Source organism: Streptomyces sp. AK02-01A (genome assembly GCF_033795305.1).
Classification (GTDB): domain Bacteria; phylum Actinomycetota; class Actinomycetes; order Streptomycetales; family Streptomycetaceae; genus Streptomyces.
The window spans coordinates 176,042-201,054 of record NZ_JARBAE010000004.1; the positions used below are offsets into that span (position 1 = coordinate 176,042).

The 25,013-nt window shown below is 69.3% G+C and carries 20 protein-coding genes; 6 read left to right on the forward strand and 14 right to left on the reverse strand.

The window, feature by feature from the left end:
* Positions 1–37: 37 nt before the first annotated feature.
* A complete protein-coding gene (metG, locus tag PV679_RS06885) occupies positions 38–1,642 on the forward strand; it encodes a methionine--tRNA ligase (protein WP_319679149.1) in 1,605 nt (534 codons plus the stop codon).
* Between the two features lie 100 nt (positions 1,643–1,742).
* Here metG and PV679_RS06890 read toward each other — a convergent pair whose 3' ends face one another.
* From PV679_RS06890 to aspS, 4 genes are all read right to left on the reverse strand, one after another.
* Complete coding sequence (locus PV679_RS06890) at positions 1,743–2,561, reverse strand: L,D-transpeptidase family protein (protein WP_319679150.1); 819 nt, start codon at positions 2,559–2,561, stop codon at positions 1,743–1,745.
* A gap of 176 nt (positions 2,562–2,737) precedes the next feature.
* On the reverse strand, positions 2,738–3,586 hold the full coding sequence (locus PV679_RS06895) for a hypothetical protein (protein ID WP_319679151.1): 849 nt from the start codon (positions 3,584–3,586) through the stop codon (positions 2,738–2,740).
* On the reverse strand, positions 3,579–4,094 hold the full coding sequence (locus PV679_RS06900; RefSeq protein ID WP_319679152.1) for a SigE family RNA polymerase sigma factor: 516 nt from the start codon (positions 4,092–4,094) through the stop codon (positions 3,579–3,581). The genes PV679_RS06895 and PV679_RS06900 overlap by 8 nt, the downstream gene beginning before the upstream one ends.
* A 137-nt stretch (positions 4,095–4,231) precedes the next feature.
* Complete coding sequence (gene aspS, locus PV679_RS06905; protein WP_319679153.1) at positions 4,232–6,004, reverse strand: aspartate--tRNA ligase; 1,773 nt, start codon at positions 6,002–6,004, stop codon at positions 4,232–4,234.
* A gap of 130 nt (positions 6,005–6,134) precedes the next feature.
* Here aspS and PV679_RS06910 point away from each other — a divergent pair, with 130 nt between their 5' ends.
* Positions 6,135–8,390 (forward strand): SpoIIE family protein phosphatase, encoded by a 2,256-nt coding sequence (locus PV679_RS06910; protein ID WP_319679154.1) that lies wholly within the window; start codon positions 6,135–6,137, stop codon positions 8,388–8,390.
* On the opposite strand, the gene PV679_RS06915 is transcribed toward PV679_RS06910, so the two are convergent.
* The 3 genes from PV679_RS06915 to PV679_RS06925 form a co-directional block, all read right to left on the reverse strand.
* Entirely contained in the window at positions 8,276–9,418 is a 1,143-nt protein-coding gene (locus PV679_RS06915; protein ID WP_319679155.1) for an AI-2E family transporter, read from the reverse strand. The genes PV679_RS06910 and PV679_RS06915 overlap by 115 nt on opposite strands.
* A gap of 171 nt (positions 9,419–9,589) precedes the next feature.
* Positions 9,590–10,543 (reverse strand): pirin family protein, encoded by a 954-nt coding sequence (locus tag PV679_RS06920; RefSeq protein ID WP_319679156.1) that lies wholly within the window; start codon positions 10,541–10,543, stop codon positions 9,590–9,592.
* Between the two features lie 145 nt (positions 10,544–10,688).
* Positions 10,689–11,168, reverse strand: a complete 480-nt coding sequence (locus tag PV679_RS06925; RefSeq protein WP_319679157.1) for an SseB family protein — start codon at positions 11,166–11,168, stop codon at positions 10,689–10,691.
* 153 nt (positions 11,169–11,321) lie between these two features.
* Here PV679_RS06925 and PV679_RS06930 point away from each other — a divergent pair, with 153 nt between their 5' ends.
* The 3 genes from PV679_RS06930 to PV679_RS06940 all read left to right on the forward strand — a co-directional run bounded on the left by PV679_RS06930 (position 11,322) and on the right by PV679_RS06940 (position 15,020).
* Positions 11,322–13,157 carry an acyl-CoA dehydrogenase gene (locus tag PV679_RS06930; protein ID WP_319679240.1) on the forward strand — a complete coding sequence of 612 codons (1,836 nt, stop codon included), beginning with the start codon at positions 11,322–11,324 and terminating at the stop codon, positions 13,155–13,157.
* A gap of 235 nt (positions 13,158–13,392) precedes the next feature.
* Positions 13,393–14,682 (forward strand): M18 family aminopeptidase, encoded by a 1,290-nt coding sequence (locus PV679_RS06935; RefSeq protein WP_319679158.1) that lies wholly within the window; start codon positions 13,393–13,395, stop codon positions 14,680–14,682.
* 113 nt (positions 14,683–14,795) lie between these two features.
* Positions 14,796–15,020 carry a DUF6458 family protein gene (locus tag PV679_RS06940; RefSeq protein ID WP_319679159.1) on the forward strand — a complete coding sequence of 75 codons (225 nt, stop codon included), beginning with the start codon at positions 14,796–14,798 and terminating at the stop codon, positions 15,018–15,020.
* 80 nt (positions 15,021–15,100) lie between these two features.
* On the opposite strand, the gene PV679_RS06945 is transcribed toward PV679_RS06940, so the two are convergent.
* The 4 genes from PV679_RS06945 to PV679_RS06960 all read right to left on the reverse strand — a co-directional run bounded on the left by PV679_RS06945 (position 15,101) and on the right by PV679_RS06960 (position 21,261).
* Positions 15,101–16,924 carry an NHL domain-containing thioredoxin family protein gene (locus PV679_RS06945; protein ID WP_319679160.1) on the reverse strand — a complete coding sequence of 608 codons (1,824 nt, stop codon included), beginning with the start codon at positions 16,922–16,924 and terminating at the stop codon, positions 15,101–15,103.
* 290 nt (positions 16,925–17,214) lie between these two features.
* Entirely contained in the window at positions 17,215–17,811 is a 597-nt protein-coding gene (locus PV679_RS06950; protein WP_319679241.1) for a DinB family protein, read from the reverse strand.
* Positions 17,812–18,092: 281 nt separating this feature from the next.
* Positions 18,093–19,847 (reverse strand): LCP family protein, encoded by a 1,755-nt coding sequence (locus PV679_RS06955; RefSeq protein ID WP_319679161.1) that lies wholly within the window; start codon positions 19,845–19,847, stop codon positions 18,093–18,095.
* Between the two features lie 613 nt (positions 19,848–20,460).
* A complete protein-coding gene (locus PV679_RS06960; RefSeq protein ID WP_319679162.1) occupies positions 20,461–21,261 on the reverse strand; it encodes a carbon-nitrogen family hydrolase in 801 nt (266 codons plus the stop codon).
* Positions 21,262–21,427: 166 nt separating this feature from the next.
* Between PV679_RS06960 and PV679_RS06965 the strand changes: the two genes are divergently transcribed.
* Positions 21,428–22,252 (forward strand): maleylpyruvate isomerase family mycothiol-dependent enzyme, encoded by an 825-nt coding sequence (locus tag PV679_RS06965; RefSeq protein ID WP_319679163.1) that lies wholly within the window; start codon positions 21,428–21,430, stop codon positions 22,250–22,252.
* Positions 22,253–22,353: 101 nt separating this feature from the next.
* On the opposite strand, the gene PV679_RS06970 is transcribed toward PV679_RS06965, so the two are convergent.
* From PV679_RS06970 to PV679_RS06980, 3 genes are all read right to left on the reverse strand, one after another.
* Positions 22,354–22,902 (reverse strand): hypothetical protein, encoded by a 549-nt coding sequence (locus PV679_RS06970; protein ID WP_319679164.1) that lies wholly within the window; start codon positions 22,900–22,902, stop codon positions 22,354–22,356.
* A gap of 93 nt (positions 22,903–22,995) precedes the next feature.
* Positions 22,996–24,297, reverse strand: a complete 1,302-nt coding sequence (locus PV679_RS06975) for an MFS transporter (protein WP_319679165.1) — start codon at positions 24,295–24,297, stop codon at positions 22,996–22,998.
* Entirely contained in the window at positions 24,294–24,956 is a 663-nt protein-coding gene (locus PV679_RS06980; protein WP_319679166.1) for a GntR family transcriptional regulator, read from the reverse strand. Before PV679_RS06980 ends, PV679_RS06975 begins: the two co-directional genes overlap by 4 nt.
* Positions 24,957–25,013 lie beyond the last annotated feature (57 nt).

The following is a 25,013-nucleotide window of genomic DNA, read 5'->3' on the forward strand; positions in this document are numbered from 1 at the left end:
GCGAGGACACCGGCGCCGGGCCTATACCATTTCGACCATGGCGGCCACTGGATCCGAAGAGCAGGGTGGGAAGGCGTTCTACGTCACCACCCCCATTTACTACGTCAACGACGCTCCTCACCTGGGCCACGCCTACACGACCGTCGCAGGCGACGTGCTCACCCGCTGGCACCGCCAGCGTGGCGAGAAGGTGTGGTACCTCACCGGCACGGACGAGCACGGTCAGAAGATCATGCGCACCGCGGAAGCCAACGGGGTCACCCCGCAGGAGTGGTGCGACAAGCTCGTCGAAGAGGCGTGGAAGCCTCTCTGGGAGCATCTCAACATCGCGAACGACGACTTCATCCGTACGACGGAGAAGCGGCACACGGACCGTGTGCGGGAGTTCGTGCAGGACCTGTACGACAAGGACGAGATCTACAAGGGCGGCTACGAGGGCCCGTACTGCGTGGGCTGCGAGGAGTACAAGCTCCCCGGCGATCTGATCGAGGACGAGAACGGCGTCAAGCTGTGCGCGATCCACAAGACGCCGGTGGAGATCCTCAAGGAGGAGAACTACTTCTTCAAGCTCAGCGCGTACGGCACCAGGCTGCTGGAGCACTACGAGGCCAATCCCGGCTTCATCCAGCCCGAGTCGGCCCGCAACGAGGTCGTGAACTTCGTCAAGCAGGGCCTCCAGGACCTGTCGATCTCGCGCTCGACCTTCGACTGGGGCATCCCGGTGCCGTGGGACGAGAAGCACGTCATCTATGTCTGGATCGACGCGCTGCTCAACTACGCGACGGCGGCGGGCTACGGCGCCGACCAGGAGAGGTTCGAGGCGACCTTCCCGGCCGACGTCCATCTGGTCGGCAAGGACATCCTGCGCTTCCACGCGATCATCTGGCCCGCGATGCTGATGGCGCAGGGTCTGCCCGTGCCCGGCAGGGTGGCCGCCAACGGCTGGCTGATGGTCGGCGGCGAGAAGATGTCGAAGTCGAATCTGACCGGCATCAAGCCGCAGGACCTGACCTCGCACTTCGGCGTCGACGCCTACCGCTGGTACTTCCTGCGGGCCATCGCCTTCGGCCAGGACGGCTCGTTCTCCTGGGAGGACTTCAGCGCCCGCTACACCTCCGAGCTGGCGAACGACTACGGCAACCTCGCCTCGCGCGTCGCGGCCATGGTCGGCAAGTACTTCGGCGGCGAGCTGCCCGCTGACCAGGCGGCCGGCGACGCCGAGCAGGCCGTACGGGACGGACTGGCCGCGGCGGTCGCCGAGGCGGACCGGAAGATCGGTGAGGAGCTGGACTTCGCGGGCGGTATCGCGGCGGTCTTCACCTTCGTCAAGCAGGTCAACGGCTATCTGACCGAGCAGGAGCCCTGGAAGGTCGCCAAGGACGAGTCGGCCGAGGGCCGGGCGCGGCTGGCGACGATCCTGTACACCGCCTCCGAGTCGCTGCGGGCGGTCGCCGTCCTGCTCAACGCGGTGATGCCGGAGACCTCGCAGAAGCTGTGGGACTCGCTCGGCGCGGCGGAGTCCCTGGGCGCGCTCGCGGACCAGAAGGTCCAGAGCGCGGGAGAGTGGGGGCAGTTGCCTGCGGGCGCGACGGTGACGAAGGGCGCGGTGCTGTTCCCGCGTCTGGAGGAGAAGCCCGCGTAGCGCATGACCGCAAGTACGGACGCGGGGCCCGGGATCTCCTGTCCCGGGCCCCGCGTCCGCAGCGCCCGTCCGCAGCGCCGTACGGAGCGGTACCGGCGGCTCAGCGCTTCAGCGACTCCGCGTCTCCCATCACCGCGACCGGCTTCTTCGCCGGGTCCAGCAGGCGCAGCAGCTCCTTCATCCGGCCGCGCGGCAGCGAGACACAGCCCTGGGTCGGACCGGCGTGGTCCACATGGAACCAGATGCCACCGCCCTTGCCGGCGCCGAGCGGCCGGGTCCAGTCCAGCGGCGTGTTGCCCGGTGCGCGGTTGTAGTTGATCGCCACGACATAGTCGAAGGACCCGGCGAGCGAGTCGCCACGGAATCCGGTGCCCGAGACCGAGAAGGCGGAGCCGCGGTCGTACGGGAGTCTTGTGCCCGGATCGGGCAGCAGTCCACCGGCGTCGGTGAGGCCGAACACTCCGATCGGTGAGCGCAGATCACCTTGGCGGTGGTCGTCGGTCCAGCCGCGCAGCGCGTTGTGCGAGGGCCACGCGTCGGAGACGGGCTCCCAGCCGGTGACCGGGTCGCGTTCATAGACCAGCACGGTGCCGGTGTTGCGGTTCTTACCGGCGCCGGTCGCCACCACGGCCTGGTCCGTCTCCGCCGGAATACCGGCGAGTGTCTTCGGGCCGAGGCCGGGAATCTCCTTCGGCGCGACGGTCTGGGGCTCGGGCGCCGACCGGCCGGCGCTGCCGCCGCGCGGATCCGGACTGCCCGCGACGTTGTCGTCCGAGGTGGCGCCGCCCGGCGCGGACCGCGTCCGGTCCGCGGTGCCCGCGCAGCCGGCGAGCAGCAGACCGGCGGCCAGCAGCGCGGCGGCCAGCCGTGGTCCGCGGCGCGGAGAGCGGACGGGGCTGAGGGACAGCTGAGAAGCCATTGTCCTACGTCGTTTCGGGTCAGGCCGAGGCGTTCGGTGCCTTCGGATCCAAGGCGGAGGAGAGAGCCGACGCGGAGCGCCGGCGACTGACGACAACGCCGGAGAGGGAGGTGCCGGGCGCCTCGGGCCCGGAAGAAGGTGGGACAACGGCTTCTGAGGACCTCTCGTCGTGCGCGTCACTCGGTGTCCTGGGTGTCCTGGGTGTCCTGGGTGTCCTGGGTGTCCTGGGTGGGCGTCGGGCCGGGGGCCGGCGGCGCTCCGGTGTCGCCGAAGCGGGCGGCGCTGATCATCGCGCGTACCTCCGCGACCGTCCCGGAAGCGCCGACGGCGGCGCAGACGGTGACGGAGATCGCGGTGCCCGGAGCGGAAGCGCCGCCGAGCAGCCCGCTGTATTCGGTGGTGCCGCCGATCCGCCGGCAGGCCGGCGAGGGAGCGTCGGACGCGTACAGCACCGGCGGCCACTCGACCTTGCTCGACAGACCCGTCTCCTCCATCGCGACCAGAGTGAGCAGGACTCCGCCGTCCGCGAGCACCCGCACCGGAAGGCAGTCGCTCTGGTTCTTCACCAGGCATGCCGGTCCGTACGCGGTGAGCGGCTGCGACGAGACGAAGCCGCGGGCCGGCGTCTTGTACTGGGGATAGGCCGGCATGTTCAGCGACTGCCAGTGCTCGGGCAGCCGCAGGACGAGTCCGGACACGTCCGGGAAGCGGACCGGAGTGGCCGGTGTCCCGTCCGTCGCGCCGGCGGTCGGCACGGCTGTTGGCGCGGACGCGGCGGGCAGCGCCTGACCCGCGTCGTCCCGCACGGCGTCCGGCAGGAGTGCGCCGGCCACCACGAGACCGGTCACCGCCAGCGCGGCGGCGCCGGCCGCGCGGCGGCGTCTGCGGTCGCGGCCCGCTCGCTCCCGCACCTGGCGCAGTCGTCCCTCCGGAGCGGGCAGGCGCGGCACGGCCCGTTCCAGCAGGATCCGCAGCTCCTGCTCGTCCTCCGTCCCGGGCTCCCGCCGGGAGCCTCGCTCAGCCACGCCGGTCACCGCCTTCCACGGACACCGACACGGGCAGCGCGGCCCGCAGCGTGCGCAGCGCTCTCGCCGACTGGCTCTTGACGGTGCCGGTGGCGCAGCCGAGCGTGGCCGCGGTCTCCTCCACGCTCAGATCCTCGAAGTAGCGCAGCACGACCACCGCGCGCTGCCGCACCGGCAGCGCGCGGACGGCCGCGGCCAGCGACTGCTCCAGGTCCACATGCGCGTACGCGTCGACCGCGCCCGCCGACTCCGGCAGCTCTCCGTACGGCAGCTCTCCGCGCCAGCGGCGGCGCCACCACGAGGCGTGCGTATGCACCAGCGCCTTGCGGACATACGCCTCCGGACGGTCTCCGGCGATCCGCGCCCACTTCGGCCACACCTTCGCGAGCGTGCTCTGGAGCAGGTCCTCGGCAAGATGGGCGTCGCCGGTCAGCAGCCAGGCCACGCGCAGCAGCCTCGGTCCATGGGCGGCGACGAATGCCTCGAAGTCGCCGTCGCCGGGATCCATCCTGTTGTCCTCGCCATCGTGCTGTTCGGTCTTCCACGTCCCTAGAACGCGGTGGGCCGCCGCTCGGGTTGTCGCCGGACGCGAAGAGGCCCGGAACCTTTTGGTTCCGGGTCCCCGTGACGTGTACGGCTTGTGTGTTACTCGCCGGACTTCGCGACCGGCTTGCGGAGCGCGATGTTCAGCTCGCGCAGACGGCTCTCGTCCAGCTCCGTCGGCGCGCCCATCATCAGGTCCTGCGCGTTTCCGTTCAGCGGAAAGGCGATCGTCTCGCGGATGTTCGGCTCGTCGGCCAGCAGCATCACGATGCGGTCGACGCCCGGCGCGATGCCGCCGTGCGGCGGAGCGCCGAGGCGGAACGCGCGCAGCATGCCGGCGAATTCGTGCTCGACGGTCTCGCGGTCGTAGCCGGCGATCTCGAAGGCCCTGATCATCAGCTCGGGCTCGTGGTTACGGATCGCGCCCGACGACAGCTCGATGCCGTTGCAGACGATGTCGTACTGCCACGCCAGGATGTCCAGCGGGTCCTTGGTCTCCAGGTCTTCCAGGCCGCCCTGCGGCATCGAGAACGGGTTGTGCGAGAAGTCGATCTTCCCGGTCTCCTCGTCCTTCTCGTACATCGGGAAGTCGACGACCCAGCAGAACCGGAAGACGCCTTCCTCGAAGTGGCCCGCGCGCTTCGCGGCCTCGACACGGACCGCGCTCATGATCTTGGAGACCTCGTCGAACTCTCCCGCGCCGAAGAAAATGGCGTGGCCGGGCGCGAGCGCCAGACGCTCGGTGAGGACCTTGACGTTCTCCTCGGTGAGGAACTTGGCGATCGGCCCGCTGAGCGTGGAGTCCTCGCCGACCCGCACCCAGGCCAGGCCCTTCGCGCCGTGCTCGACGGCGAAGTCGCCGAGGCCGTCGAAGAACTTGCGCGGCTGGCCCGCCGTGTCCGGCACCGGCAGCGCGCGGACGTGCTTGCCGGCGAACGCCTTGAACTCGGAGCCCTCGAAGACGTCCGAGATGTCGGCCAGCTCCAGCTTGGCCCGCAGGTCCGGCTTGTCGTTGCCGTACTTCAGCATCGCCTCGCGGAACGGGATGCGCGGGAAGGGCGAGGTGACCTCACGGCCGCCGCCGAACTCGGTGAACAGCTCGGTCATCAGCTTCTCGATCGGCTGGAAGACGTCCTCCTGCTCGACGAAGCTCATCTCGACGTCGAGCTGGTAGAACTCGCCGGGTGAGCGGTCGGCGCGGGCGTCCTCGTCGCGGAAGCACGGAGCGATCTGGAAGTAGCGGTCGAAGCCCGAGATCATCAGGAGCTGCTTGAACTGCTGCGGGGCCTGCGGCAGCGCGTAGAACTTGCCGGGGTTCAGCCGGGACGGCACCACGAAGTCACGGGCGCCCTCGGGAGAGGTCGCGGTGAGGATCGGCGTGGCCATCTCGTTGAAGCCGAGCGCGGTCATCTTGTGCCGGATGGCGGAGATGACGGCCGTGCGCAGCATGATGTTGCGGTGCATGCGCTCGCGGCGCAGGTCGAGGAAGCGGTACTCCAGGCGCCGCTCCTCGTTGACGCCGTCCTCGGTGTTGATCGTGAACGGCAGCGGCGCCGCCGCGCCGAGGATCTCGACCTCGGAGACCTCGATCTCGATCTCACCGGTCGGCAGCTCCGGGTTGACGTTCTCCGTGCCGCGCGCGGAGACCTTGCCGTCGATCCGGACGACGGTCTCCTTCGTGAGCTTGGACAGCTCCTCGTTGGCCGCGGTACCGGGCCGGGCGACGAGCTGGACCAGTCCGTAGTGGTCGCGGAGATCGATGAAGAGGATGCCGCCCAGGTCTCGGCGATTGTGCAGCCAGCCGCTCAGCCGGACGTCGGTGCCGACGTCAGAGGCGCGGAGCTCGCCGCAGGTGTGGGACCTGTACCGATGCATCGTCGTTCATCCAGTCTTAGCAAGTCGGAGGTGACCGGGCCCGGGTTGTGCCGGTCCGGACAAGGCTACCGCCCGGCGACGGCGGCACTCTCGGTGGCGTTGGAGGCACATAAGTTAATAAAGTAGGACGATGCGCACGGAGCAGGTCCTGGCCGCGACCGCGACCGGTCTGTGGCACTGGGACAGGGCGTCCGGGGTGACTCTCGACGCGGAGGCGGCCCGGCTCGTGGGGCTGCCCTCAGAACCGGCCACGCTGCGCGAGTCGGCGGCCCGCGCCCGTCTCCATCCCGTCGACTGGAACGAGATCGGCGCGATCGTGCATCTCGCGATCACCGAGGGCACGGTGGCCGAGGCCCGGCTCCGGGTCATGGACGGGAACGGCCAGGTGCTGCGCACCCTGCGGGCCCGCACCAAGCCCATCGTCACCGCCAATCCGGACGGCGGCCTGGACTACACCTTCACCGGTACCGTCCAGGAGGTCGCGGAGCCGCCGCCGGGCACCACCATCGACGCGGCTCCCGTCACCGGCGACTGGCGCAGGTCGCGCGAGGCGTTTCTGCTGGACGCGGGCCGGGGGCTGGCGGAGGCGCGCTCGACCGCCGAGGTGCTGCGGGTCGCCGCGTCGCTGTCCATGCCCGGCTTCTCGCCGGACGGCCTGGCGGTCTTCAGCTCCTCCGGCGGACGGCTCAAGATCATCGGACACCATGGCCACGAGGCCGGAGACGTCGGCCCCTTCGAGGACATGTCCGTGCACACGGACTATCCGGCGGCCGAGGTCGTACGGACCGGACGGGCCGTCTATCTGCCGACGCCGGAGGCGTACCACGACCGGTATCCCTCCACCTGGCAGTACGTGCAGCGCATCGACCGCCAGTCCTGGGCCTTCGTACCGCTGATCGTGTCGGGCCGCACGGTGGGCACGTGGATGGCCGCCTTCAAGCACCGGGTGACCTTCTCTCCGGACGAGCGGTCCGTCCTGACCACGGTGGCGCGCATGCTGGCACAGGCGCTGGCCCGCGCCGGAGTCGCCGAGTCCGAGCGCGAGCTCTCGCGCGGCCTGCAGCGCTCGATGATGCCGACGCTCGGGCCGAAGATCCCGGGGATGACGGTCGCGGCGCGGTACGTCCCGACCGGCGGTGGCCTCCAGGTCGGCGGCGACTGGTACGACATGATTCCGCTGCCGGGCGGCCGGACTCAGGGCGAGGGCACCGGTTCCGGCAGATTCGCGCTGATCATCGGAGACGTCCAGGGACATGACGTACGGGCCGCCGGGCTGATGGGACAACTCAGGATCGCGCTGCGGGCGTACGCGTCCGAGGGCCATCCGCCGGACGCGGTGCTCTCCCGGGCCTCCCGGTTCCTCTCCGGACTCCAGCGCCATCCGCTGCCGGACAGCTCGGGCGGCAGCGCCGCCGCCGACGAGGACTACGCGATCAACGGCGCGCGCTTCGCGACCTGTCTCTATCTGGAGATGGATCCGGCCGCCGGCACCCTCGACATCGCCCGGGCCGGCCATCCCGACCCGGTCATCCGCACGGCGGACGGGACGGCGCTGGTCCGGCGGACCGAGGGCGGGCTGCCGCTCGGTATCGAGGCCGACTCCGACTATCCGACGACCCGGGTCATCCTGGAGCCCGGCGAGACACTGATGCTGTGTACGGACGGGCTGATAGAGACGGGCGGGCACGACTACCTGAGCGGCTGGGCACGGCTGCGGCCCATCCTGGAGAAAGGCTGCGACCAGTCGCTGGAGAGGCTCGCCGACGCCCTCGTACAGGCCGTGCACGGCCCGGCCTCCGACTACGGCACCGGGCAGTTCGCGTTCCGCCGCGAGGACGACATCGCGCTCGTACTGCTCGCCCGGGACCGCGCGCCCGCTGGCCTCGACGGCCGGCTTCAGCGGCGCACCGCGCTGACCATCGCGCAGACGGAGCCCGAGCGGCTCGCGGGCGCCCGGCGGCAGGTCCGCGAGCTGCTGCACGACTGGACGGACGGCGAACAGATCGACTCGGCGGAGCTGATGGTCTCCGAGATGATCACCAATGTGCTGGTCCACACGGACAGTGACGCGCTGCTGGTCGCGGAGGCCGGCGGAGAGCACGGCGAGCGGCGGCTGCGGGTCGAGGTCGCCGACACCAGCGACGACCTGCCGCACCGCCGGAGCCCCGGAGAGCTGGCGTCCGGCGGCCGGGGCCTGCTGCTGATGGAGATACTGGCGGACGCGTGGGGAGTGGACCCGCAGGGCGAGGGCAAGTCGATCTGGTTCGAGCTCTACGAGTCGGGAAAACCGGAGGCGGATTCCGGACTCGAACCGCTGTCAGGACCCGAGCCCGGGCCGGTGTCCGGGCCCTCTCCGGTGCCGGAGGCGCCGTTGTGGCGGCCGTAGTGGCGCCGCAGCTCCGAGACCACGCCGAAGGCGGCGGCCGTCAGCGGTACGGCGAGCAGCAGGCCCAGGATCCCCGCGACGCTCGCGCCGGCGGTGATCGCCAGTATCACCACGGCCGGATGCATCTGGACCGTACGGCTCTGCACCATCGGCTGGAGCACATGGCCCTCCAGCGCCTGCACGGCGAGGACCACGCCGAGCGTCCAGAGACCGATCGCCAGACCTCGGTCGGCCAGCGCGACCAGCACGGAGACGGCGCCGGAGAGGACCGCGCCGAGGTACGGGATGTACGCGCCGACGAAGACCAGCGCGCCGAGTCCCACGGCGCCGGGCACGCGGAGGATCAGCAGACCGACGGTGATGCAGACCGCGTCGATGAAGGCGATGACGGTGGTGCCGCGCATAAAGCCCTCGACGGCCTCGAAGGCGCGCCGCGCCATGGCCTCGGCCGTCTCGCCGGTCGCGCGCGGCGCGAGTGACCGGAGCAGGCCGGCGGCCTTGTCCGAGTCGCGCAGGAAGAAGAACATCAGCAGCAGCGCCAGCACGGCCGAGGCGATCAGTTCGCCGACGACACTGAGCCCGGTGATCACTCCGGAGGCCGCGGTGGCTCCGAACTTCGCGACCAGGTCCTTGGCGTTGGCCGCCACATCGTCCAGCGAGGTGCCGGCCGCTCCGAAGTGCCTGGCCAGGTCCTTTCCCGCCTGCCGCAGCGAGGCGACGATCTGGTCACCGGTGTCGACCAGCACGCTGACGACGATGTAGGTCGCGCCGCCGACCACGGCGACGACGGCGGCGCAGGTCAGCGCGGCGGCGAGGGACCGGTTGAGTCTCATCGCCACGAGCCGCCGGTGCAGAGGCCCGAGCAGGGCCGTGCCGAGGACGGCCAGCAGCACGGGCGTGACGGCGGTCTTGAAGGTGACGACCAGCCAGATCCCCACGGCTCCGACCGCGGCCACCAGCACCACCACCACGCACCACGCGGCGAGGCGCCGGGCGCTCTCGGGCAGGAGGGGAGACGGCGAGGGCATCTGCACCTTCCCACCCGACCACGCCGCTCCGCCGGTGTCCCGCCGGGACCCCCGCCCGGGTGACATGACGTCACATCACGACATCACGGCGCCGCCCCGCGGGGCGCCTGCCGCGGGGCGGTGCGAGGCGAGGGCCGTGGCCGCCGCCGGTGGAGCGGATGGGAGCGAAGGTCAGGCGTGGGCCGCCGGGACCGTGCCCAGACGTCCCGACTGGAAGTCGTCGAAGGCCTGCTTGAGCTCCGCGTGGCTGTTCATGACGAACGGGCCGTAGTGCGCCATCGGCTCCCGGATCGGGCGCCCGCCCAGCAGCACGATCTCAAGATCCGGCGTGTTCGAGTCCTGGGACTCGTCCGCGCGCACGGTCATCGTGCCGCCCGCGCCGAACACCGCGGTCTGGCCCATCCGGACCGGCCGCCGGTCCGTACCGACCGTGCCCCGGCCCGCCAGGACGTACGCGAGCGCGTTGAAGTCCTCCTGCCACGGCAGCGTGATCTCCGCTCCCGGCCGCAGCGTCGCGTGGATCATCGTGATCGGCGTGTGCGTGACACCGGGACCCTCGTGTCCGTCCAGCTCGCCCGCGATCACCCGCAGCAGCGCACCGCCGTCCGGCGACGTCAGAAGCTGGACCTGGCCGCCTCGGATGTCCTGGTAGCGCGGGTCCATCATCTTGTCGGACGCCGGCAGGTTCACCCAGAGCTGGAGGCCGTGGAACAGCCCGCCGGACACCACCAGCTCCTCCGGCGGAGCCTCGATGTGCAGCAGGCCGGAGCCCGCCGTCATCCACTGGGTGTCGCCGTTGCGGATGGTGCCGCCGCCGCCGTTGCTGTCGTTGTGGATGAACGTCCCGTCGATGATGTACGTGACGGTCTCGAAGCCGCGGTGCGGATGCCACGGCGTGCCCTTGGGCTCGCCCGGCGCGTAGTCCACCTCGCCCATCTGGTCCATCATGATGAACGGGTCGAGGTGCTTGTAATCGATCCCCGCGAAGGCGCGGCGCACCGGGAAGCCCTCGCCCTCGAAGCCGCTGGGCGCGGTCGTGACGGCGAGCACGGGTCGCGCCACGGCGTCGGCCGGTGCCACCACCTTGGGCAGGGTCAGCGGGTTTTCGACGGTCACTGCGGGCATGAGGGCCTCCTCGATTTTCCAGCGCTCAATTTAGTTGAATGGTGAACATCCCGCAAGGCTCCATCCATTCCCGCGCCGGATCCGCCGCGCACGACTGAGGCCCGTACCGAACCGGTACGGGCCTCGTCGTCTGCGAAAGCGCTGGTCAGCCGTACATACGGCGCATGGCGAAGTCCACCATCTGCTCGACCGCCTTCGCGTCGAACACCATCCGGTGGTCGCCCTCCATGTCGAGCACGAAGCCATAGCCCGTCGGCAGCAGGTCGATCACCTCGGCGCCCGTGATCACGAAGTACTTCGACTCCTTGCCCGCGTACCGCCGCAGCTCCTTGAGCGTGCTGAACATCGGGATGACCGGCTGCTGAGTGTTGTGCAGCGCCAGAAATCCGGGATTGTCGCCGCGCGGGCAGTAGACCTTCGACGTCGCGAAGATCTGCTGGAAGTCCTCGGCCGAGAGCGACCCCGTCGTGAACGCCCGCACGGCGTCACCGAGCGACGGAGGCGACGGCTCCGGATACAGCGGCTGCTCGCCGTAACCGCCGGGACCGGCACCGCCCATCGGCTGCTGCGGCTGCTGCTGCGCGTACTGCTGCTGCGCGCCCGGATTCTGGTCGTAGCCGTACATGAGCGCAAGAGTACTGAGGATTACCGCGAAGGGGAGCCTCGTCACAGATGGCCATAGGGGGTTGCGTCTTATTACCCATGGGTAGCATCATCGTAGCTACTTACTGGTACATGCATGAGGAATCTGCCTCCCGATCCTTACGGAGTCGCTGCCATGGGGCACTACAAGTCGAATCTCCGCGACATCGAGTTCAACCTCTTCGAGGTCCTCGGGCGCGACAAGCTGTACGGCACGGGACCGTTCGCGGAGATGGACGTGGAGACCGCCAAGAGCATCCTCGGTGAGGTCGTCCGCCTCGCGGAGAACGACCTCGCGGAGTCGTTCACGGACGCCGACCGCAACCCTCCGGTGTTCGACCCGGAGACCAGCACGGCACCGGTGCCCGCCGCCTTCAAGAAGAGCTACCAGTCCTACATGGACTCCGAGTACTGGCGGCTGGGCCTGCCCGAGGAGATCGGCGGCACGACCGCGCCGCGCTCCCTGATCTGGGCCTACGCGGAGCTGATCCTCGGCGCCAACCCGGCCGTGTGGATGTACGCGTCGGGCCCGGCCTTCGCCGGCATCCTCTTCGAGGAGGGCAACGAGGCCCAGAAGAAGGTCGCCGCGCTCGCGGTCGAGAAGCAGTGGGGCTCCACGATGGTCCTCACCGAGCCGGACGCCGGCTCGGACGTCGGCGCCGGCCGCACCAAGGCCGTCCAGCAGGCGGACGGAAGCTGGCACATCGAGGGCGTGAAGCGCTTCATCACCTCCGGTGAGCACGACATGTCGGAGAACATCCTGCATTACGTCCTCGCCCGTCCCGAGGGCGCAGGACCCGGCACCAAGGGCCTGTCGCTGTTCCTCGTGCCGAAGTACGAGTTCGACTGGGAGACCGGCGAACTGGGCGCGCGCAACGGCGTCTACGCCACCAACGTCGAGCACAAGATGGGCCTCAAGGCGTCCAACACCTGCGAGATGACCTTCGGCGACCGCCATCCGGCCAAGGGCTGGCTGGTCGGCGACAAGCACGAGGGCATCCGGCAGATGTTCCGCATCATCGAATTCGCCCGGATGATGGTCGGCACCAAGGCCATCGCCACGCTCTCCACCGGCTATCTGAACGCGCTGGAGTACGCCAAGGAGCGCGTCCAGGGCCCCGATCTCGCGCAGTTCATGGACAAGTCCGCGCCCAAGGTCACCATCACCCACCATCCCGACGTCCGCCGCGCGCTGATGACGCAGAAGGCGTACGCCGAGGGCATGCGCGCGCTGGTCATGTACACCGCCTCGGTGCAGGACGAGATCGCTCTCAAGGAGGCCGGCGGCGAGGACGTCAAGGCGCTCAACGGGCTGAACGACCTGCTGCTGCCGATCGTCAAGGGCTATGGCTCGGAGCGGTCGTACGAGCAGCTCGCGCAGTCGCTGCAGACCTTCGGCGGCTCCGGCTACCTCCAGGAATACCCGGTCGAGCAGTACATCCGGGACGCCAAGATCGACACTCTCTACGAAGGCACCACGGCCATCCAGGGCCAGGACTACTTCTTCCGCAAGATCGTCCGCGACCAGGGCCAGGCGCTGAACACCCTGGCCGAGGAGATCAAGAAGTTCCTCGCCGTCGGCACCGGCGGTACGGAGCTGGCCCCGGCCCGCGACGCGCTCGCCAAGGCCGCCGTCGACCTGGAGGCGATCGTCGGCCGGATGCTCACCGACCTCACCGCGACCGGCGAGGACGTCAAGAACATCTACAAGGTCGGGCTCAACACCACCCGCCTGCTGATGGCGTCGGGCGATGTGGTCGTCGGCTATCTGCTGCTGCGCGGCGCCGCCGTGGCCGCCGAGAAGCTGGAGACGGCCGCCACGAAGGACGTGGCGTTCTACCAGGGCAAGATCGCCGCCGCGAAGTTCTTCGCCACGGACATCCTGCCCGGCGTCTCGGCACAGCGCGCGCTCGCCGAATCCGTCGCCGGCTCCGCCGACTCCCTCATGGAGCTGGACGAGGCGGCCTTCTAGGCCGCTTCCAGACCTTCTGGGCCCTGTCCGACACCATCCACCGCGGCACCGCCGCCGGGCACCTCTCCCCAGAGGTGCCCGGCCGCTTTTCCGGCCACTTTTCCAGCCGCGCGCACCGCTTCCCGCCCTTCTCCGGTGTCTGATTCACCCATGTGCGGAGCTTGTCCCGACCCGGCCCAAACCGTTGTCTCCGCTGGCGCGCCGGGGGCCACGGGCCGTCGTTATGGTGAACCCCATGAGCATTTCCGCCCGCTTCGACCGCGGCCACACCGACGACCTCATGTCCTTCCTCGCGGCGAGCCCCTCGCCGTACCACGCGGTGGCCAATGCCGCGGAGCGCCTGACGGCGGCGGGCTTCCGCCAGGTGCTGGAGACGGATGCCTGGGACGGATCGTCGGGCGGACGGTTCGTGCTGCGCGGTGGAGCGATCATCGCCTGGTACGTACCGGACGGCGCGGAACCGCACACACCGTTCCGCATCGTCGGCGCGCACACCGACTCTCCGAATCTGCGCGTCAAGCCGCTGCCGGACAGCGGCTCGTACGGCTGGCGGCAGATCGCCGTCGAGATCTACGGCGGGACACTGCTGAACACCTGGCTCGACCGCGATCTGGGTCTCGCGGGCCGCATCACGCTGCGGGACGGTTCACACCGGCTGGTCAATGTCGACCGCGCGCTGCTGCGCGTGCCTCAGCTCGCCGTACACCTGGACCGCTCGGTCAACACGGACGGCCTCAAGCTGGACCGGCAGCGCCACATGCAGCCGATCTGGGGCCTCGGAGAGCCGGAGGAGGGCGATCTGATCCGGTTCGTGGCCGAGGAGACGGGCGTCGACGCCGCCGACATCACCGGCTGGGACCTGATGCCGCACGCCATCGAACCGCCGGCCTATCTGGGCCGCGACCGCGAGCTGCTGGCCGGGCCGCGGATGGACAATCTGCTGTCGGTGCACGCCGGCACGACCGCGCTGGCCGCCGTCTCCGGCGGGCCGCTCCCGTACATCCCGGTGTTCGCCGCCTTCGACCACGAGGAGAACGGCTCCCAGTCGGACACCGGCGCGGACGGACCGCTGCTCGGGACCGTGCTGGAGCGTTCGGTGCTCTCGCGCGGCGGCACCTTCGAGGACCGGGCACGGGCCTTCGCCGGGACGGTCTGTCTGTCCTCGGACACCGGCCACGCCGTACATCCGAACTACAGCGAGCGCCACGACCCGACGCACCACCCGCGTCCCAACGGCGGCCCGATCCTCAAGGTCAACGTCAATATGCGGTACGCGACGGACGGCAGCGGCCGGGCCGTGTTCGCCGCGGCCTGCGAGAAGGCGGGCGTGCCCTGGCAGTCGTTCGTCTCCAGCAACTCGATGCCGTGCGGCACGACGATCGGACCGATCACCGCGGCCCGGCACGGCATCCAGACCGTCGACATCGGCGTGGCGATCCTGTCGATGCACAGCGCGCGTGAGCTGTGCGGCGCGGACGATCCGTATCTGCTGACAAACGCGCTGGTCGCGTTCCTGGAGGGCTGACAGGACAGCGAGGAGCGAGGGCCCCGACGCCCGCCGCCCGCATGGCTGTTCCGGACCGGGGTACCCGCGATGTGGCCCGGAACGGCCACCACTCGTATCAGGAGGCGGGATTCATGGGCATTGGCGGATGCATCGTCCTTATCGCGGTGGGGGCGATCCTCACCTTCGCGACCGACTGGGAAGTCGACAGCGTCAATCTCGACCTGGTCGGACTGATCATGATGGCGGTCGGCATCATCGGCATCGCCACATTCACCAGCATCGCGCGGCGCCGTCGCGCCATCGTCACACCGGTCGCGCCGACAGTCGTGGAGCGGGACGAACGCTCCGGTTTCTGACCCGCGCGCCGAGCCCGGCGACGACCGGGCCCGGCGGCCGGGCGCCGGTCCCGCCGGACCGGCACCGGGGCCGAGAGGTCCTACGCGTCCATTCCGGCGAGCACCAGACCGAGCCTGGCCGTACCCGACTCCGTCACGCGGACCGGAACTCCCCAGTCCTGCTGATGGACATGGCAGGCCGGATATTCGTTGGCCGGGTCGTCGTCGCAGGACGCCGCCATCGCGGAGACATGCAGCACTCCCTCCGTGATCCCGTCGGCCAGCACCAGTTCACGGCTCAGATCCGAACCGGCGCCGCCGCCGTCCGCCAGCAGCTCGGGCGGTGTGGCGGAGACCAGCAGCCGTGTCGACGGACCGTAGCGGGTGTCCAGCTTCTGGCCGCTCGGCGCCGTGAAGACGACATCCAGCCGGAGCGCACCGGCGGTGACCTCGGTGGCGGCCCGCCGCGTCCGGTGCGCGACGGCCTCGACCCGGACGGCCTCGTCGGGCAGCCGCAGCCGGGTCAGCCGGTGCCGCGCGGACTCGACGACGACGATGTCCTCACCGACCAGCACGGCGCCGCTCGGCTCCCGCAGATCCGTGGCCAGCGTGGTCATCTCACCGGTCGCCGGATCGAACCGGCGCAGCGCGTGGTTGTACGTGTCCGAGACGGCGACGGAGCCGTCGGGCAGCGCGGTGACACCCAACGGGTGCTGGAGCAGCGCCTGTCCGGCCTCACCGTCGCGGTGTCCGAAGTCGAAGAGCCCGGTGCCGACGGCCGTACGGATGACAACGCCGCCGTCCGCACCGTCGCGCTCGGCATAACGCAGCGCGCTGGTCTCCGAGTCGGCGATCCACAGCCGGTCACCGGCCGCGGCCAGCCCGGACGGCTGCGCGAACCACGCCTCGGCGGCGGGCCCGTCCACCAGTCCCTCGTTGGTGGTGCCGGCCGCGACCTCGACCGTGCCGGTGGCCGGATCGTAGGTCCAGAGCTGATGGACGCCGGCCATCGCGATCCACACCCGGCCGGCCCACCACGCCACGTCCCACGGCGAGGAGAGGTCCACTTCGAGCGCCGGCCCGGCGGTCGGTGATCCCTGCCACCACTGCCGGCCGGTCCCGGCGACGGTCTCGATCGCGCCGCTGACCGGGTCGTACGTCCGCAGCGCGTGGTTCACGGTGTCCGCGACGATCACCTTGCCGTCGGGCAGCAGCGCCAGTCCCTGCGGCTCGCTGAAGGAGTCCCGGCCGAAGCCGCGCTCGCCGGTGCCGATCCGCCGTACGACCGTCTCGCCGTCCGGCTCCAGCTCGACGAGCTGGTGGCGGCTGGAGTCCGAGACCAGGAGATTCCCGTTCGCCAGCGCCAGCGCCTTGCCCGGAAAGCGCAGATCGGTCGCGACCGGCTCCGGCGGCACATACGGTCCGTCTCCGCGCCGCAGTGTGCCCTTCGCCGCGTGCTCGGCCTCCAGCTCCTGGACGAGCTTCTCGATGGCGTGCGCGTGTCCCTCGCCCGCGTGCTGGGCGACCACGTATCCCTCGGGATCGATCACGACGAGCGTGGGCCAGGCCCGTACGGCGTACTGCTTCCAGGTCGCCAGGTCGGGATCGTCCAGGACAGGGTGATGGACCTCATACCGCTCGACGGCGTCCACGACGGCCTGGTGCTCGGCCTCGTGCACGAACTTCGGCGAGTGGACACCGATGATCACCACCGTGTCCCGGTGCTTCTCCTCCAGCTCCCGCAGCTCGTCCAGGACATGCAGACAGTTAATGCAGCAGAATGTCCAAAAATCCAGAATGACGATGCGTCCCCGCAGGTCAGCCAAGGTGTACGAGGTGTCGCCCGTATTGAGCCAGCCACCCTTGCCGATCAGCTCGGGAGCGCGGACACGGGCACGGCGGGGCGCGGGAGAAGCATCGTTCATGCCTTAAAGAGTGCCACTGTCAGCGCTCCGGGCGACGCGCACCCCCGGCACGTCCGCCAAGGCTCGGGCGATCAGGCCAGGTCGAAATACCCCGCCGTTCGGAACAGGCCCGTGAAGGTTCCGGGGCCATGCCGTTCGTCCAGCCACGTTCCCAGCGCGGTCACCTCGCCGCTGATGATGACCGCGAGAAGGCGCGTCTGAAGGCCCTCCGCCCGCCGGCTCGTCGACCAGCCGGTCGTCCACAGACTCTGCGGGCGACGCTTCAGGCTGCTCGACGGGCTCGGAACCGGTCACATTGTCGCTGCCTTGATCGGTGCGGCCGACCTGGCGGCCTGCTCGATCTTCGCGCAGTAGGCCGCACGGGCTTCCTCGTCGATCCGCTTCTCGTGTTCGGCGCGCAACCCCGTCCGGCCGTCGAGGCCCTCGCGCAGGATATCGGCGTGCCCGGCATGCCGGATGGACTCGCCGAGGACATGGACCATGACGGCGAACAGGTTGGTGTCGGCGTAAGGCTCCGGCCACCACGGCACGTGGCCGGGGGCGTCGAGGGGAAGCTCGTTGATCGTCGCGTCCGAGTGTTCCCACGTGCGCCGGTAGAACCCGATGATCTGATCGCGGGTCTCGTCCTCGGCCGCCCACAGATCGCTGCCGTTGGAGTGGTCCTGCCACCGGGGCAGCGCTTCCGGGGAAGGGCGGTCGAAGACCTCGCCGAGGTACCTGGCCTCGACGCTGGCCACGTGTTTGACCAGGCCGAGGAGGTTGGTCCCGGTCGCTGTCAAAGGTCGGCGGGCGTCGTATTCGGACAAGCCGTCGAGTTTCCAGAGCAGCGCCTCGCGGTCCCGCCGCAGTCTCCCGTGCAGGTTGTCTTTCGCGAATTCATCGATCATGCGGCGTGAGCCTGCCATGGGCTGCTCGTGGGTCTCAAGATCCCGTACACGGTCCGCAATGACAGGCAGAGCCGAGGCCCGGCCATGGCCGCCGCCCTGGCCTGCTACACGAAGCTCGCGAAACGTGCCACGTGAGACAACCTCCAAGGGCCTTACGGACGCAGCCGTTCAGACAGGCGAATCAAACTCCAGGAGCGCTCTTGCGGACCGGGCTCGGAGTCAGCTCTGACCGAGCCAACCGAAGTGCGGACCGATGCGCGGCGACCGATTCCGCGCCGGACTCAGCTGGCGCACTTTACCTCGTTCGCCGTGGACGAACCCTCGACCTTCGGCGCTGTCTTCGGAGAGGAGAAGGACACGCCCGCGCCTTTGAAGTCCTTGCCCAAGGTCAGCGTCATCGCGGCCAGCCCCTGGGCGTTGATCACGCTCTCGCCCGGCTTCATCGCGGAGCCGCGCAGGCCCATAAGTGCGGCCAACTCCCGTGCTTGTGAAGCCTGGTCGGGGCCGTACTCAAGGGTGGTTCCGCTCTGGGTCCGGTCGTCGGGGAGGCTACCCGCGTTCTCTGACTTGAGTACGCCCTTCTTGTTCTGCAGCCACTCCAGGGTGCGCTGTGCGCTGCCGTTCTCGGCGCCGCCGTTAAGGACGCGCACCCGAACCTCGGACGCGCCTGACTTGGCGCCCTTGAGCAGGGCGGCCTCCGGGTCCTTCTCCTGCTTCTTCTCCTTCGGCTCCTTCACCTCGGTGAAGGAAACGTCGTTCTTGATTGCGTCGAAGACCGGGGGGGCCAGGTCCGGGTTGACAATGACCGTCTTGTGAATCGGACCATCCGCCGGGTTGTCCAGCACCAGCACCGTCATGAAGCTAATGTTCTTCGTCGGCACCTTCTTCAACTCCAGCGCAACATCCTTCAGCGAGCTGACTGTGCCAATCCCGGTATCCACGGTCAGCGCCTTGGTGGCGGCCTCGGCCAGCGACACCAACTTGGTTGGGCTGGTCAGGGTGTCGCCGGAGGCCATCTTGCGCATCAGTGACCCCAGGAACTGCTGCTGCACCTTGATCCGGTCCAAATCGCCCGCATTGCCCCAGCTGTGTCGGGTGCGGAGAAACGCCAGCGCCTGCTCGCCCGCAATGGTGGAGTCGCCGGCGGGCAGTTTCAGGTGCGAGTCCGCGTCGTTCACTGGCTGTTCCAAACAGACGTCAACCCCTTCGACGGCCGACGTCAGCGTTTTCACCGCGTTGAAATCGGCCATCATGAAGTGGTCGACCGGGATGCCAGTGACCGCCTCCACTGTGCGCATCGTGCAGCCCGGGTCTCGACCGTCCTGGCCCAGGCTCGTGTTGAAGCGGGCACCCTCCGTGCCGGGGATCACCTTCTCGGTATCGTCCGCCAGCTTCGTCGGGCAGTCCGGTATGTCCACGACCAGGTCACGCGGAATGCTCATCGCGGTGGCGTTCGTCCGGTCCTTCGACACGTGCAGCAGGACGTTGGTGTCGGCGTGCCCGACGCTGCCCTTGTCGCCGTAACCCTCATTGCCCCTGCCGGTACGCTTGTCGGTGCCGATGATCAGGACATTGAAGGCATCATCCTTACTGAAGCCCTGCTTGCCCGCGCTACCGATGTCCGTCGTGGTGACATTGCCCTCAAGGTGCTTCAGGTACGTGTAGGCCGCGGCGCCGGTGGCGACCAGAATGAAGGCCATGGTTCCGCCGGTCCATATCAGGGCCTTCTTCGCCTTTGACTTTTTCTTCGCTGGGCGGCGGCTGCGGCGGCCGGCCGACTGCTCGGGCTTCGCCCGTTGCCTGCGCTGTAACGGAATCTCCCGGCCGGTTGTTTTGCCTGCTTCCCGTTCCAGTGTCGCCGTCCGGTCGCGCGGCGTGTGGCCGGATTCCCGCGAGTCAGATCGGCGCGCTCCGGGCGGCGGCGACTGCGGTGCGGAAGGGACCAGTCGCAGTTCGTATTCGCCGGTGTCCGGATTGAGCACCCACTGGTCTGCGGGATCGATGCTGTCTGCCCGACCACGGTCTTGCTCGTCCACGGTAGTCCGAATCCTCCGTCGCGGGCACGGCGCCTTTCCCTGCGCACGGCCCCAGGGCGGACCTCGTGGCGTGCTGCACTGGATCACTAATATTATCCGCCGAGTTCAACGTGAGGAGAGCGGTTATGAAACTTACGTGACCGTCCGCAACCAGGACTTGGCGGGAGACGCCGCGCCGGTGTGGCCGAAGTTGCCGACGACCGCGGTGGCCGCGACGACGAAGAGCGGAGTTCTTCTCAGCTCGGCCCTGCCGGGGACCTCGGAGTCATCAAGGTCAGGGAGCCGGTATCAGGCCGTGCGCACGAGCTTGTATTGAGTGAGCCTTTGATATCGGTTCACGACGGGCGCTTCAACCGACTTTGGGGCATTTATCACTGAGCCGCCTTTTCCAATCCGATGGGGCGGCAGCTTGCGGGCAGAGATGGACTGCACGAAGGAGCGAAGCTCCTGGTGGACGGGTTCACGACCAAGATCGCCCGCACCTGCCAGGCGCTTCGTGTGCTTGTCCACCCATCCGCGATCGCTCTGTCCGGTTCGAGTCTTCGGTATCCGACTCGCCACCTGTCCGCCCACGTCGGCGGCCCGGTGCCGGTGGCGCGACACCGGACAGGCCCTAGCGGCGCGGCCGTTCCAGGCCCAGCAGGCGGTCCTTCAGTACCGGGAACTGCTCGCGAGTGGTCGCGACCTTCGCCGGATCGATCTCGACGGTGAGGACCTCCTCGTCCGTCCCCGCCTCGGCGAGCACCTCGCCCCACGGGTCCACGACGACGCTGTGGCCCGACTGTGCCACTCCGGCGTGGCTGCCGGCGGTGGCACAGGCCAGCACATACGCCTGGTTCTCCACCGCGCGGGCCCGCGTGAGCAGGGTCCAGTGCGCGCGCCTGCGGGCCGGCCAGCCGGCCGGGACGACGAGCAGCTCCGCGCCCGCGTCGATCAGCCCTCGGAACAGCTCGGGAAAGCGGAGGTCGTAGCAGGTGGCGAGGCCGAGTGTGGTCTCCGGCAGCGCGACGGTGACGAGTTCGTCACCCGCGCCCATCAGTGTCGCCTCGCCCTTGTCGAAGCCGAAGCGGTGGATCTTGCGGTAGGTACGGACCAGCTCACCGGCGGGCGAGATGACCAGCGAGGTGTTGTAGAGAGTGCCGGTTCCGGACGCGGCCCGTTCCACGATGGAGCCCGCGTGCAGCCAGACCCCGGCGTCGCTCGCCGCCTTCGACATCGCCGCGAACGTCGGTCCGTCGAGCGGCTCCGCCTCGTCGGCGAAGGATTCGTAGGCGAAAGCTCCCATCGGCCACAGCTCCGGCAGCACCACCAGACCGGCGCCACGCTGCTGCCTCACCAGCGCCGCGACACGTTGTCTACGGGAATCGACCGATTCGTCCGGGTCTACTGCGATCTGGAGGAGAGAGGCGCGCACAGTACCACCGTCCTGGCATTCAAGCCGTCAACACGGGCCTACGATCGTCACACGAAAGCACTGCCGGGGTGCCACCGGGCAGCGTAACTTAGCTGCCAAACCTCCCACGCAGCCCGCAGCCAGCCAGCAAGCCAGCCCGCGTACCGCAGAACCGCCGAGGGGTCCCGTGACCGTCCATCCCAGCCTTCAAAACTACGCCGATGCCTGGACCGACTCCATCGAGGCCATAGCCGAGCTGGTGCAGCCGCTCGTCGAAGGCGAGTGGAGTTGGCGCACGCCGTGCCCGGGCTGGTCCGTCCGGGACATCGTCTCGCATGTCATCGGCATGGAGTCCGAGATGCTCGGTGATCCGCGGCCGATCCATTCGCTGCCGCGCGATCTCTACCATGTGCAGAGCGAGATCACCCGCTACATGGAGATGCAGGTCGATGTGCGGCGGCATCACACCGCACCGGAGATGACCTCCGAGCTGGAGTACACGATCATCCGCCGCAACCGGCAGCTCCGGAACGAGAACCGCTCTCCCGACACCATGGTCCGTGCTCCGCTCGGGAAGGAGCAGACCCTCGAAACCGCCATGCGGCTGCGCGCGTTCGATGTCTGGGTGCATGAGCAGGATCTGCGGACCACGCTGAACAAGCCCGGCAACCTCGACTCGCCCGGCGCCTACATCGCCCGCGACTACCTGCTGGCCGCGCTGCCGAAGGTCGTCGCCAAGGACGCGGGCGCGCCGCCGAACTCGGCGATCGTCATCGATGTGCACGGCCCGGTGGAGTTTCTCCGTACGGTCCGGGTGAACGCGGACGGACGCGGCTCGGTCGACGGTTCGCCTTCGCTCGGTCCGCTGGTGACACTGGCGATGGACTGGGAGACATACTTCCGGCTGGCGTGCGGCCGGGTGCGGGCCGCGGCTGTCGCCGACCAGATCAAGATTGACGGCGATCACGAGCTGGCGACGGCGATCCTGCGCGAGTTCGCGGTGACGCGCTGACCCGCGCGGACCGTACGGCGCGGCGGTGGCGGTGACGTGAGATCGCTCCCGGCCGGGCGGGCCGGCCCGGAGTGATCATCGCTGGTGTGGCCCGAAGGCCCTCAACCGGCGTCCACCACCGGGATCGTCGGCGCGAAGTGTGCGACGGCGGCGGTCAGTCGGTCCTTGTCGAGACGCCAGCCGCTCACCGGCCGTGAGGCCGGCACGACGTCGGCCGGCAGATGCGGCACCAGCATCCGCAGCGTGGCGCGGGCGACCCGGCCCTGGCTGGAACCGGGCGGCAGAGCGGCGTGCCGGTGCAGGGCCAGACCGACGTACGGGATCGAGGCGGCCGAATGCTGTCGCCAGAGGACCACGGCCGCGATGTCCTCCCAGGGCACCTGGGCCGTGGTCGACTCGTAGCGGGCCGGATTGCCGCCGAGGAGTACACCTGTCTCGTCGACGCGCAGCGCCACCTTGTGGCTCATCGCGGAGTACGCCATGAACAGCCCGCCGCCGCCGAACAGCGGCAGTCCCAGCAGCCGCGCGTACAGCGGGATGTCCGGCAGCAGCAGACATGCCGTGAAGACGGCGGTGAGAGCCACCGTCCAGGCCGTCTTCCGGTCCCAGCCGAACCGTGCTTCGTACACCGGAGAGCCCTCGTCTGCCATGCCCGGATCATGGCAACTCCCGGTGTCCGCCGGGAAGAGCGATGCGTGCGCGATTCCCGTCGGACACCGGAGTACGCGCGCCGGTCCGCCGTGTCACGCCGGTACGTGCACGGCCTCCACGCGGCTCGCCACCAGCCGTTCCCGTTCCCGCCGCGCCGTCCGCGCCCGCAGCCGCAGGATCTGCGCGACGCCGAGCGTCTGGAGGACGAAGAGGGACGAGAACGCGATCCGGTAGCTGTCGCCGGTCGCGTCCAGCAGCACTCCCACCGCGAGCAGCGTGGTCATCGAGGCGACAAAACCGCCCATGTTGACGATTCCGGAGGCCGTGCCCTGACGCTCCGGCGGGTTCGCGGGCCTGGCGAAGTCGAAGCCGATCATCGACGCGGGTCCGCAGGCGCCGAGGACCGCGCAGAGTGTGATCAGCAGCCACATCGGAGCACGGTCGCCGGGACAGGCGAGTGTGGCGGCCCAGACCAGCGCCGTCGCGCCGACCGTGCCGAGTGCCAGCGGCGCGCGGGCCGCGTGGTGGCGCGCGATGACCTGTCCGTACACCAGCCCGATGGCCATGTTGGACAGGACGACCAGAGTGAGCAGTTCACCGGCGGTGGCCCGGGACAGGCCCTGCGCCTCGACCAGATACGGCAGTCCCCACAGCAGCAGGAAGAACATCGCCGGGAACTGCGTGGTGAAGTGCACCCACAGCCCGAGCCTGGTGCCTGGTTCGCGCCAGGACTCGGCGATCTGCTTCCGTACATAGGCGGCGCCGGCGTGTTCGGCGGGCGGCGGCTCATGGCCTTCCGGATGGTCCTTGAGGAAGAGCAGCATCAGCACGAGGACGAGGACACCGGCCATGGCGCTGCCGGCGAAGGTCGTGGTCCAGCCGAGGCCGTGCAGGGTGCGGGAGATGAAGATGGTGGAGACGAGATTGCCCGCCATCCCGAAGAGTGCGGCGATCTGCGCGATCATCGGCCCGCGCCGGGCCGGGAACCAGCGGGTGCCGAGCCGCAGCACGCTGATGAAGGTCATCGCGTCACCGCAGCCGAGCAGCGCGCGGGAGGCGAGAGCGGTGCCGTATGACGGAGAGAACGCGAAGCCGAGCTGTCCGGCGGTGAACAGCACCACTCCGAAGGTGAGGACCTTCTTGGTGCCGAACCGGTCGACCAGCAGGCCGACGGGTATCTGCATGCCGGCGTACACGAGCAACTGGAGTATGGAGAAGGTCGACAGCGCCGAGGCGTTGACGTCGAAGCGCTCGGCGGCGTCGAGGCCCGCGACGCCCAGACTCGTACGGAAGATGACGGCGACGAAGTAGACGGCGACGCCGATGCCCCAGATCCAGGTGGCGCGCCGGCCGCCGGGTGGGTCGCCGGGCAGAGCGACGGAGGAGGCGCTCACCGGGCCTCACCCCTGACCAGCACCTTGACGCGGCTGACGTGACGTCGCACACACTGGGCCGCGCCGTCCGCGTCGCCGGTCCTGATGGCTTCGAGCAGTTCGGCGTGCTCGATGATGTTCTTCGCGATCCGGTCCGGATGCGCCTCCATCACGGCGACGCCCATCCGTAGTTGCCGGTCTCTGAGCTGGTCGTACAGCTTGGAGAGGATCTGGTTTCCGGCGTTGCGCACGATCTCGGCGTGGAAGGAACGGTCGGCCATCGAGGCGCCCGCGAGATCACCTTCTCCGGCCCGCAGCCGCTGCTCCTCCAGCAGCGCCTCCAGCCGCGCGATCAGGCGCGGCGACGCCGGTACGGCCTTGCGTACGGCGAACTCCTCGACCAGCAGCCGGGTCTCGACGACATCCGCGATCTCCTGCGCGGACACCGCGAGCACGAGCGCGCCCTTCTTCGGATAGAGCTTGATCAGCCCTTCGACCTCCAGCTTGAGCAGCGCCTCCCGTACGGGTGTCCGCGACACTCCGACGGCCTCGGCCAGCTCTCCTTCGGTGAGCAGCGTGCCGCCCTCGTAGCGGCGGTCGAGCACGGCTTCCTTGATATGGCTGTAGACACGGTCGGCGGCAGGCGGTTGCTTCATCGGAGCGGCAGGAGCGGACGGCATGAGCACAGCTTAGATACAACAGAGGTGCAACAGTGTTCGCCGTCCGGGATACGGACG